The organism is Streptomyces sp. NPDC005141 (genome assembly GCF_053599975.1).
On the sequence record NZ_JBSFYW010000064.1, the window covers coordinates 1 to 11,706 of the forward strand.

The following is an 11,706-nucleotide window of genomic DNA, read 5'->3' on the forward strand; positions in this document are numbered from 1 at the left end:
TCCAACTACTGGCTCAAACGGGCCGAGCATCACACCTGGCCCCAACCCACCCACGCCGGCACCCAAGCCATCCACATCAAACGACCCCAACCACCTGCCCCAGACCCGTAAAGCAACGGCATTGGCTCTAGTCGCCGTCGTCGTCTTGGAGTATTCGGCGGCGCTCCTGTTCGCGCTTGGAGTAGGCGGCTGCCCGGATCGCCTCGTCGCTCTCCAAGCCTGATCCCAGCGCCCCGCCCACCGTGGCGACCGAAGCGACGAACCAGGACAACGTCCAGTATTCCGCGGCGTGAAGCGGGGTTCGTGTCGTGGAGGCGAACACTTGGTCGTTGAGGATGAACAGGGCCCACACCAAGTTGATGACGATCAAACCCACGTAACAGACGAGCACCCCGATACCCACGGTCATGACCGTCGAGGCGTTGTAGAGCCTCGCCCTCTGCCTCGCTTCCCGCGAGACCTCTGCTGATCGATGCCACAGCTGCGCGTCCACGATCAGCCAGCCGATCATGAGCGCGACGGACCCGACCGTGGCGATCACGAGGCGTGGCGCGCTCAGGGACTCGGCCAGGTTCCAGATGGTGGAGTTCACAGTGGCGGCTGCTCCCGTGGCGAGTGCGGCCGCCAGGGCTTTCGACAAGCCCGGCACCAAGCGCCACGGCCGGTTGGCGCGGACCATACCGACGAGCACCCTCAGGTAACCGCGCGGTCCGCTGACGACGTACCGAAGATCAGCGGTCTCCTCCTCACCGACCTGGCCCGGGTGAATAGGCGCGAGGCGACTGACGAAGGGCCCCAGAAGCGGCTGACTCCGCGGAGGTCCCTCAGCCCCGGTGGCCCGCGGGCCCGCCAATCTGAGCACGGCTTCTTCCACGGCCCGCCGGGCTCTCGTCTGCAGACGCAAGCCCCCCAGCGGAGGAAGAGACAGCAGGGCCAAGCCGTGTTCGTGACTCAGATCCACGACGATCTTACGCCCGTGTGAGAGCAGCGGAAGGTCGGTGAGGGCCACGACGATGTCCCAACTCTCCGCTCTTCCGCGGTCCATGATCCGGCGCATCAAGGTGGGCGGGTCCTCGGTCCCTGCGGTGAAGGGCTCACTGACCACTTCGACGTCGAACCGTCGTCCCTGGCCTGACTTGTCGGCGAGCCGAGCAGGAAGTGTCCGGGCCATGCGCTGCGCGATCTCCGTGGGCGCGTCGGGATCCGCCAGGAGAGCCACGACCGTAACGCCCTGAGACGGCACCCGCATGACTCCTTCTCGTCGGCTGCACCCGCGATCGCCCGTGCCCACAGGATGCCCCCGAGGTATCGCCGACGCCGCGTGACACGCTGGCCCCTGCCAGCAGGTGCAGGCGGTACGGTCAGGTCTCCTCGTCCTCCCTGCACAGGGCCTGCTCCACCACCGGGCCACGGTTGCGTGCGCCACCGCGAACACCAGCTCCGCGCCACCCCGGGCACCGCGACGAGATCGATCGGCAGCAGGCCCGCCTCCTGTTCAACCTCGTCACCGTGATCACCTTCATGAGCATTACTGCCTCTACGCCGCACTGTTCCTGCTCGTCCATGTCACTGCGGCGTTCCTGCTCACACCGCAGTCGTTGCGTCCCCTCGTCCGACACCAGCGCGATGCCGAGTGCCTCTCTAGGCCTGCCACCGGCCGGGGCCCTCGGGGCCCGCGGTGCGGACCAGGTTGCCCGTCTTTTCCCGGTGCTCGTGCACGAGGCGGATAGCCACGGCCCCCTCACCGGCCGCCGACGCCACCCGTTTGACCGGGCCGCTCCTGACGCCGCCGGCGGCGAAGACCCCGGGAAGGCTGGTCTCCAGCAGCAACGCCACCTTGTCGGCATCCGCCGACAGCGGAGTGTGCACCGCCTAGGTTAAAGGGTGCTGCACAACCCTCTGAGCTGGGCATCTCCCTTGTATGGCCGGGGTGTTGAGTGCTGAACAGGTGTGGGCGGAGACGTTCACAGGACTGCGGTTGACGCGCGGTGCGGCGGCATCACTGCTGGCCGCAGTGCCGAGGTCCGGGCAACACGCGGCGGTCCTTCGGATCAGCCCGCGCCCACTGAATCAGGCCGCGTTTTGCATTATCGGTCGGCGACGCCGGCCCTCCGCTCCGCCCCTAACATCCGTCAGCATCCGTTCGTCGCAGGTTGTTGAGCGGGTCAGCCTCCGGACCCTCGCCGCCTTCTTTTCTCCGCCGACCTGCCTACCCGGTGCCGGGCTGAACGGGGGACGCCTGGCGCCGAGGCGCCTGTCGCGCTCGATCGCCACATGGGAGGGGCGTTACAACGGAACCTCGGGCCGAAAGGCCGTCGCGCCTACCCCGACCGGATTGAGGCCGTGACAGATTCCCTGCCTGCCACTGCGGCGCACGCGGTGCGGATCGTGATGGTCGCCGACCCCGGAGTGGCGGCGGAGATTGTCCAGGATCTGGCCGACAAGCTGCCGCAGCTGCTGAGGCAGCGGGTCCGCGCGGACGTCGACTGGCGGGTTACGGCGCGCACGGCACCCCTGGTCGCGGACGAGCAACTGGACGTCTCCTCCGCGGTCGAAGTCGTACGTCCCTTCCTCCCCGAGGGAGACTGGGAGGCCGTAGTCTTCCTCACCGATCTGCCTCGACGAGCCGGCCTGCGCCCGGTCAGCGTCGAGGTGAGCCCGGAGGACCGCATCGCGCTGGTGTCCCTGCCGGCGCTCGGCTCCTGGCGGATGCGACGGCGCGCCCGGCATGTCGTCGCGGATGTCATCGGCAGACTCACCCGCGAGCGGGCCGATCTCGCTCCGGCGCCGGAGGAAGCCGGCCGGCTCGAGACCTCAGAGACCAGCGATGATGGCCTGCAACGCTTCATCGTGCCCGGCCTGCGCGGCCATCTGAGTCTCGTCACCGGCATGGTGCGGGCCAACCGCCCCTGGCGGCTCTTCGCAACCCTCTCCCGGGCACTGGCCGGTGTCTTCGCCACCGCCGCCTTCGGCCTGGTCAACACCTCGGCCTGGACCATCTCCTCGGGCATAGACGTGGGCCGACTGCTCGGGGCCTGTGTTGCGTCCTTCCTCGCCCTCACGGCATGGATCATCATCGATCACGAGCTCTGGGAACGCCCTCACGATTCACTCTCCCGCCCCTTCTCCCGCCTCTACAACACAGTCACCTGCGTGACGATCACCCTCGGTGTGCTCTCCCTCTATCTGGTCCTGTTCCTCGTCCTCTTCGGCGTGACCCTGCTCATCCTGAACTCGTCGGTCTTGGGCAGGGTCGTCGGGCAAGACGCAACGATCCACGACTACGCCGTGCTCGCCTGGTTCGTCAGCTCCATGGGCATGGTCGGAGGTGCGTTCGGATCCGGACTCGAAGACGACGGCACTGTCCGCAACGCGGCGTACGGCGAGCGTCAGCGCCAGCGGTGGCAGAGGCTGCGAGAGGAGAAGAAGGTGCGGGAAGAGCAGTCGGGGGAGACGTAGAGCGCTTGGCTCTGTCCATGAGAACGGACTGGCACAATGTCCCCGCACAACAACGTCTGTAATGGCAGTCAAAGTCTCTGCGGGCGCGGGTCGAGCCCTCGGTCATGGCCGCCATGGGGCGCATGCTCGCTACCTGGGGCTGAGCCGCCGTGGCGAGTGCGCCACCGGGAGGCGAACCACCGCGTTCGCCGAAGGGCGCCCGCAGGGGGCAGGCGAAGGCCCCGACTGGTTCGGGGGATCCCCAGCCAGGGCCCATCGACAGTGGGCGCCAAGGGCGGTCGCCTCGCGGCGGGGGCTCCATAAGGCTTCAGCCGAACGATCGTCCTCATGGGCAAAGTGTGAGGCCCGGGGACACAGTTCCCTTCACGCCAACATTACGGACGAACGGTGAAACACCCTCGAATGTTCCCTGGGAGAGGCTCATACCGGGACTCTCCGGATGCTCATGTGAGCGAGGCCCGGTGGCGGCGCCTGCCGCGCGGTTCCCGGTGCGATCAGGTAATCAGGAACGGTGAACAAGGACGCGACCCACCCCTTCGTGCATGTCCGGGGCGCCAGTGAGAACAACCTGCGGAACATCGATGTCGACGTTCCGCGGGACGCGATGGTCGCCTTCACCGGCGTCTCCGGTTCGGGCAAGTCCTCGCTCGCGTTCGGCACGCTCTACGCGGAGGCCCAGCGGCGCTACTTCGAGTCCGTAGCACCGTACGCCCGAAGGCTGTTGCAACAGGTCGGCGCACCGCACGTGCAGGAAATCACCGGACTGCCACCCGCCGTGGCCCTGCAGCAGCGACGCGGGTCACCCAGCTCGCGCTCGACGGTCGGCACCATCACCACCCTGTCCAATCTGCTGCGCATGCTGTACTCCCGCGCCGGCACCTATCCGCCCCGGGCCGCACGGCTGGAGGCCGAGTCGTTCTCACCCAACACCGCGGCCGGCGCCTGCCCGGAGTGCCACGGACTGGGCGTCGTGCACGACGTCGCCGAGGATCTGCTCGTTCCGGACCCCTCGCTGAGCATCCGCGAGGGGGCGATCGCCGCCTGGCCGGGCGCCTGGCAGGGCGCCAACCTGCGCAGTGTCGTGAGCGGTCTGGGGATCGACATCGACCGACCGTGGCGCAGGCTCAGGAAGAAGGACCGGGACTGGCTGCTGTACACGGACGAGCAGCCCTCCGTGTACATCGAGCCGGAGGAGGACCGCGTCGACTACGGCTACCAGGGCAAGTTCTGGAGCGCCCGCAAGCACGTCATGCACGTCCTCGCCGACTCCAAGAGCGAGAAGATGCGCGAACGGGCGCTCCGGTTCGTCAGGAGTGTGCCCTGCCCCGAGTGTCACGGCAGCGGACTGCGGCCCGAGGCGCTCGCCGTGACCTTCGCCGGACGCTCCATCGCCGAGATCAACGGGATGCCGCTCACCGAGGTCGTGGCGCTGCTGCGGCCCGTCGCGGGGCGGTCCGAGGCCGACGCCACCACGTCGACCGCCCGATCCGGGGAGACGACCGAGGTCGCGGTCCGGATCTGCGGCGATCTGGTCGCGCGGGTCGACGTACTGCTCGACCTGGGCCTCGGATATCTCAGCCTCGGGCGCCGCTCGACGACCCTGTCGCCCGGCGAGGCGCAGCGCCTGCGGATCGCCACCCAGCTGCGCTCGGGGCTGTTCGGCGTCGTCTACGTCCTCGACGAACCCTCCGCGGGCCTGCACCCGGCTGACGCGGAACCGCTGCTGGACGTGCTGGACCGCCTCAAGGCGGAGGGCAACTCGCTGTTCGTCGTGGAGCACGACATGGACGTCGTACGGCGGGCGGACTGGGTGGTCGACATCGGCCCCGGCGCGGGTGAGGGCGGCGGACGCGTGCTGTACAGCGGCCCGGTCGCCGGTCTTGAGCGGGTCGGGGAGTCGGCCACGAGCCAGTACCTGTTCGGGCGCGCCCAGCCGCTCGATCACCGCCCGCGCACACCGCACGGCTGGCTGCACCTGAGCGGCGTCTCCCGCCACAATCTGCACGACGTGTCCGTCGACGTACCGCTCTGCGTACTGACGGCGGTGACGGGCGTGTCCGGTTCCGGAAAGTCGACGCTGGTGACGCAGGTGCTCGCCGAGGTCGTCCGCGGCCACCTCGGACTCGCAGCCGAGGAGCCCGACGAGGCGCAGCTGGAGGTCGACGTCCAGGACGCGTCGGGGGTCGAGTCGTTCGACCGGCTGGTCCGGGTCGACCAACGGCCCATCGGCCGAACTCCCCGGTCCAACCTTGCCACGTACACGGGGATGTTCGACGCGGTGCGCAAGCTGTACGCGGCGACGGACGAGGCCAGGGCGCGCGGCTACTCGGCCGGACGGTTCTCCTTCAACGTGCCCGAAGGGCGGTGTGAGACCTGCCAGGGCGAAGGATTCGTCGCGGTCGAACTGCTGTTCCTGCCCGGCACCTACGCGCCGTGCCCGACCTGCCAGGGCGCCCGGTACAACGCCGAAACGCTGGAAGTCACCTACCGCGGAAAGAACATCGCGGAAGTGCTGGAGCTGTCCGTCGACGCCGCCGCCGAGTTCCTGTCCGCCGTCCCGGCCGCCTCCCGCAGTCTGGAGACGTTGCGCGAGGTGGGACTGGGGTACCTGCGACTGGGGCAGCCCGCGACGGAACTCAGCGGTGGTGAGGCGCAACGCATCAAACTGGCCACCGAACTCCAGCGAGCCCGCCGCGGTCACGCGCTCTACCTGCTCGACGAGCCGACGGCGGGGCTGCACCCCTCGGACATCGCGCTGCTGCTGCGACAGCTGCACCGGCTCGTCGACGCCGGCAACACGGTCGTCCTCGTCGAGCACGACCTGGACACGATCGCCACCGCCGACTGGGTCATCGACCTCGGGCCGGGCGGCGGCGACGCGGGCGGGCGGGTGGTCGCGGCGGGCCTGCCGGCCAAGGTGGCGAGGGCCCGCCGCAGCGCCACCGCGCCCTATCTCGCGGCCCGGCTCGCGCGCTCATGACGACGGCGCGAGGGGCGCGCACGTCGCAGCAGGTCCGGATCACTGGAGCGGGCGCGGTGCGCTGCGGAGGCTCGGGCCACCCTCCACGCCGCCCAGGCGGCCCAGGATGCCATGCGCGCCGCGCAGGACACGCTGCGCGGCACGGTGGATGTGGGTGCCATGGCCTCGGTCGAGGGGGTGGTGGACCTGCCTGCGCTCCTCGGGCATCTGCCCGCGCGGCATCCGGCGATTGACGTCCGGCTGCGGCGGGCGACGACCGGACCGGCGGGACTGGCGCACGCACTGCTCAGCGGGGACCTGGGCGTGGCCTTCCTGTCGTTGCCCGAGGACAAACCCGCCGGGATCGACGCACGGGAGCTGGCCACCGTTCCGCTCGTCCTGGTGGTGAGCGCCGCCCATCCGCTCGCGCAGCGGGGAGAGGTGGCACTTGCCGACCTCGCGGGGGAGCCCTTCGTGGACTTCCCGCCGGGCTACGGCAACCGCGAGGTGGTCGACCGGGCGTTCGCGGTGGCTGGCGTCGTACGCCGGGTTGCACTGGAAGTGCCCGACATCGACATGGGGGCGGCACTGGTGGCGCGACGCGACCTCCCTGGATCAAAGCGAGGAAGGGCCACCCACCCACCGCAGCTCTGTAACAGGGCAGCCCGCCCAACTGCTGCCGACACCGATCGCACGAAATGTCTAGCGAGGCATCAGCCGGGGCCGCCCAGCACGATCTTCCACACTCGGGTCGCCACCTGGAGGTTCAGCCGGTCCTCCACGTTCGCGAGGTCGTTGCCGCTGATGTCGCGGATCCGCTGGAGCCGATAGCGCAGCGTGCTGCGGTGGATCGCGAGGGATTCCGCGGTCTCGTCGTAGTTGCCGCCGCAGTCGAAGTACCGGGACAGGGTCTCCACCATGGCCGTGTGGTGCCGGGAGTCGTAGTCGATGAGCTGCCCGAGCCACTCCTGGACGAATGTCTCCAATTCCCGGTAATCGTTGCCAGGTCCCAGGATGCGGTAGAGGCCAAGCTCGTCGAAGAACGTCGTGCCGTAGCGCTCGCGGGAGTGGCGGCGCACGTCCAGGGCGCGCCGCGCCTCCTCGTAGTGGTGGGGGATGTCGTCCAGGGAGTCGCAAGGGGCGCTCACCCCGATCGTCCCGGACGGTGTCCCGGTCTCCCGGGCGAGCGCCTCGTACAACGCGCGGGCGGGCGGCCTGTCGTCCGCGACCAGGACCACGTGGTCGGAACGTCGGGTCAGCAGCGAACGCATGCCCACGCCAGAGGCCGCCCGTCCCACGGTCTGCGCGAAGGAATCGTCCGCAGTCCGGTTCGGCCACTGCACCACGACGATGTAGTGGCTGCGGTGCAGGTCGTGTCCGACTGCCTCGGACCGGGCGTAGGCGCTCGCCTCGTCCGTCCCTGCCAGGAGGTCGTCGACCAGCTCGCGGTGCAGCCTCAGCTCCACTTCGGCCAGATTGCGCAGGTGCGCCAGCTCCGGGGCGAGCGACGCGGCGGCGTGTTCCAGCGCGAGTACGGTATGCTCGTCGGCCTCGTCCCGGGCATCGACCAGGGCGAGCACGCCCAGGATCTCGCCGTGCGGGCGGACCAGGGTGATCAGCCGGTCCTTTATCCGCACCGGCCCGGCCTGACGGGCGACGGCGTGCAGCGTTTCGTCCTGGCGCACGGGGTCCGGCTCGGGATAGGGGTCGGGGCGGCCGGGGCCGGTCCACGACCTCAGCCGACCGAAGCGGTCCTCGACCAGCGCGGGAAGTCCAGTGAGCCTGTGCAGTGCGCGGGTGATGGCTTCCTCGCCGCCGCTCGAGGCAGCGACGTCGGCCATGAGCGCGTGAGCGGCCCGCTGGTACCTCAGCTCAGCCACGACGGAGATCAGCTGCCGCTGGAGGGTTGTGCGTTCGTCCCTCAGCCGGTGCAGTTCCAGCGTGTCCTCGCGTAGGCGTCGGTATGCGAAGGCGACTGACAGTGCAGCAGCGGTGTGCCGGACGAGCGTGGCGAGCAGGGATCGCTCGGCCTCGGTGGGCCGGGAGCGGGACGTCACCACGAGGTAGCCGTGGAGTCTCTCAAGTCCGCGTAGCCCCAGGGCCCGGCCCCAGGGCCTGCCGGGTACGGTCACAGGGCCGTCCTGCCCGGCCAGCTCCCGCACCCTCCGGCCCACGGCCGAGGCATGCGTCTGCCCGTTCCTCGGGCTGGGGACCAGGTCGCCGTCCACCTTGAGGTATCCGGCCTCGGCGCTGTATGGCCCTGCGGCGGCTATGTGGTCCATGGCCAGGCGCAGGATCTCGCCTTCGTCCGGGGTGTCGAACAGAGCGCGGGAGAGCACCATCAGTTCGCGGAGGGCATGATCGGCCGGGGTTGGAGCGGGTGGGCGAGGCACTCTCCGCGCGGCCGCGGGGTGCCACCGGCCGCTGCCCCGCGGAAGGCAGTCCTCCCGGTACAGGTGGTGCGCCCGGCTGCTGGCCATCGGATCACTCCGTTCTCCCCAAGCCTACAGGCGAGCGGTGGTACCAGCTGCCAGGCCGGCTCATCCGAGAAGTTCGGATTCTTCCTCTCGTACTCGTGGGGCGACCGGACCCGTGCATTCCTGACTCGCCAGGCGCAGGCGTGGAGCCACCCGGTTCGTCACCCTGGGGAGTGCTCGAGACCCTCCGTGCGCACAGGTGGGAAACCGGCGGAGGTCCCACCCCCTACCTGAACGAACGTGATCCGGAGAGTCGACGCAGGCGCCGTACCGGGAGGAGTTCCTCATGGCCAAGGCAGTGGGCATCGACCTGGGCACCACCAACTCGGTGATCGCCGTGTGGGAGGGCGGCGAGCCGTCCGTCGTGCCCAACAGTGAGGGCAACCGCACGACACCGTCCGTGGTGGCCTTCACCGACACCGGGGAACGTCTGGTGGGCCAGCTGGCCCGGCGCCAGGCGATCCTCAACCCGAAGGGCACCATCTACTCGGCCAAGCGGTTCATCGGCCGGCACTTCGACGAGATCTCCGACGAGGCCAGGGCGGTGGCGTACGACGTCGTCGAAGGCGACGGCGGGGCGGCTCGCTTCAAGGTGCGCGACAAGCTCTATGCGCCTGAGGAGATCAGCGCGCAGGTGCTGCGCAAACTCGCGGACGACGCCTCCAAGCAGCTCGGAGAGCGGGTCACGGAGGCGGTCATCACGGTGCCCGCCTACTTCAACGATGCTCAGCGCACCGCCACCAAGGACGCCGGACGGATCGCGGGACTGGAGGTGCTGCGGATCATCAACGAGCCGACCGCGGCGGCCCTCGCGTACGGCATGGACAAGAAGGAGCACGAGACCGTCCTTGTCTTCGACCTGGGCGGCGGCACCTTCGACGTGAGCATCCTCGACGTCGGCGACGGTGTGGTGGAGGTGCGCTCCACCGCCGGCGACAGCCACCTGGGCGGCGACGACTTCGACCGGCGTCTGGTGGATTACCTCGCGGACGACTTCCAGAAGGAGAACGGCATCGACCTGCGGAAGGACCCGCAGGCGCTGCAACGACTGTTCGAGGCGGCGGAGAAGGCCAAGACCGAGCTCAGTTCGGTGACGCAGACGCAGGTCAGCCTGCCGTTCATCACCGCCGACGCCTCCGGGCCCAAGCACCTCACCGACTCGATCATGCGGTCCACGTTCGAGCAGATCACCGGCGACCTGGTGGAGCGCTGCCTGGGACCGGTCCAGCAGGCCATGGCCGACGCCAAGGTCGGCGAGAGCGACATCGACGAGGTCATCCTCGTAGGCGGCTCCACCCGTATCCCGGCGGTCCAGGCTCTGGTCCGCCGGCTGACCGGCGGCAAGGCACCCAACATGAGCGTCAACCCCGACGAGGTCGTGGCCCTGGGTGCCGCGATCCAGGCCGGGGTGCTCAAGGGCGAGGTCAAGGACGTCCTGCTGCTCGACGTCACACCCTTGTCGCTGGGCCTGGAGACACGCGGCGGAGTGATGACGAAGATCATCGAGCGGAACACCACCATCCCGGTGCGCCGCAGCGAGACCTTCTCCACCGCCGAGGACAACCAGCCCGCCGTCGATGTGGTGGTCCTCCAGGGCGAGCGCGAGCGGGCCGCCGACAACCGGGTGCTCGGCCGGTTCCAGCTCTCCGACATCCGGCCGGCGCCGCGGGGCGAACCACAGATCGAGGTCACCTTCGACATCGACGCCAACGGCATCCTCAACGTCAAGGCCCGCGACCGGGACACCGGCAAGGAACAGGGCATCACCATCAGCGAGAGCTCCAACCTGGACCGCAGTGAGGTCGAACGCATGGTCCAGGAGGCCGAGCGCAACCAGGGCAAGGACCATGCACTCCGCGAGGCCGTCGACGCCCGCAACGAACTCGACGCCATCGCGTACCAGGTCGAGAAGCGTCTCACCGAACTGGGCGACGCAGCGCCGGCGCACGAGAAGGCACGCGCCGAGATGCTCGTGTCCGACGCCCGGGCGGCGGTCAAGGAAGAGGCGGGCGTGGAGCGCGTGCGGCCCCTGACCTCCGAACTCCAGCAGATGCTCGCCGGGCTGGCGGCCCATCAGGGCGCCGCCACCGCGGATGGCGGTCCCGGCCAGGATGCCGCCACCGGTGGTCCCACGAGCGGCGGCCCCGGTGGCGACGATGTCATCGACGCCGAATTCGACAAGGGCTGAGGCGCGCCATGCCCACCCACCCCCAGGAACCCGACCGGGCCGGTTCGGATCCGGTCGGACCGGTCCCAGACGGCGCCGTACGCCCTCCTCACGGGGATTTGCCGCAACCGGGCCCGCCGACCCGGCCCGAAGCGGCGAACGGCGAACCGGGGCCCGACGCCGCCGGCCCCGCGCCTGCCGAGGACGAGTACACGACCGCGATCCGGGAACTGGAGGATCGCTGGCGGCGCGCACTCGCCGACCTCGACAACCTTCGCAAGCGTCACGCCAGGGAACTGGAGCGCGAACGGGCCGTCGAGCGGTCCCGCACGGCGGCCGCCTTCCTGCCCGTCCTCGACAACCTCGAACTCGCCCTGACCCACGCCGGCGCCGATCCGGGCGCGATCGTGGAGGGCATTCGGGCCGTACGCGACCAGGCAGTGAACGTCCTGGAACTGCTCGGCTACCCGCGGCACGCGGAGACCGGCGTCGCCTTCGACCCGGCCCGGCACGAGGTGGTCGGCGTCGTCCAGGACCCAGACGCCCCACCGGGCACGGTCGTCGAGGTGCTGCGCCCCGGCTACGGGGACGGCGAGAGGCAGCTCAGGCCGGCCGCGGTGACCGTCGCGAAGCGGGAGTGACCG

At 69.7% G+C, this 11,706-nt stretch carries 7 protein-coding genes and 1 pseudogene; 5 read left to right on the forward strand and 3 right to left on the reverse strand.

The features are described from left to right. Positions 1-127: 127 nt before the first annotated feature. Positions 128-1,249 (reverse strand): hypothetical protein, encoded by a 1,122-nt coding sequence (locus ACWD68_RS34290; protein WP_451810360.1) that lies wholly within the window; start codon positions 1,247-1,249, stop codon positions 128-130. A gap of 392 nt (positions 1,250-1,641) precedes the next feature. Further along, a pseudogene (locus ACWD68_RS34295) lies at positions 1,642-1,830 on the reverse strand (hypothetical protein); the annotation flags it as partial. Between the two features lie 513 nt (positions 1,831-2,343). Here ACWD68_RS34295 and ACWD68_RS34300 point away from each other — a divergent pair. From ACWD68_RS34300 to ACWD68_RS34310, 3 genes are all read left to right on the forward strand, one after another. Next, positions 2,344-3,459, forward strand: coding sequence for a hypothetical protein (locus ACWD68_RS34300; RefSeq protein ID WP_451810361.1), 1,116 nt, complete (start codon positions 2,344-2,346; stop codon positions 3,457-3,459). Between the two features lie 511 nt (positions 3,460-3,970). Then, complete coding sequence (gene uvrA, locus ACWD68_RS34305; RefSeq protein ID WP_451810362.1) at positions 3,971-6,439, forward strand: excinuclease ABC subunit UvrA; 2,469 nt, start codon at positions 3,971-3,973, stop codon at positions 6,437-6,439. A gap of 111 nt (positions 6,440-6,550) precedes the next feature. After that, positions 6,551-7,249, forward strand: coding sequence for a LysR substrate-binding domain-containing protein (locus tag ACWD68_RS34310; RefSeq protein WP_451810363.1), 699 nt, complete (start codon positions 6,551-6,553; stop codon positions 7,247-7,249). Here the strand turns inward: ACWD68_RS34310 and ACWD68_RS34315 are convergent. Next, positions 7,132-8,898, reverse strand: a complete 1,767-nt coding sequence (locus tag ACWD68_RS34315; protein ID WP_451810364.1) for a PucR family transcriptional regulator — start codon at positions 8,896-8,898, stop codon at positions 7,132-7,134. The genes ACWD68_RS34310 and ACWD68_RS34315 overlap by 118 nt on opposite strands. 283 nt (positions 8,899-9,181) lie before the next feature. On the opposite strand from ACWD68_RS34315, the gene dnaK reads away from it, so the two are divergent. Further along, on the forward strand, positions 9,182-11,083 hold the full coding sequence (gene dnaK / locus ACWD68_RS34320; RefSeq protein ID WP_451810365.1) for a molecular chaperone DnaK: 1,902 nt from the start codon (positions 9,182-9,184) through the stop codon (positions 11,081-11,083). A gap of 8 nt (positions 11,084-11,091) precedes the next feature. Beyond that, complete coding sequence (locus ACWD68_RS34325) at positions 11,092-11,703, forward strand: nucleotide exchange factor GrpE (RefSeq protein WP_451810366.1); 612 nt, start codon at positions 11,092-11,094, stop codon at positions 11,701-11,703. Positions 11,704-11,706: the final 3 nt, after the last annotated feature.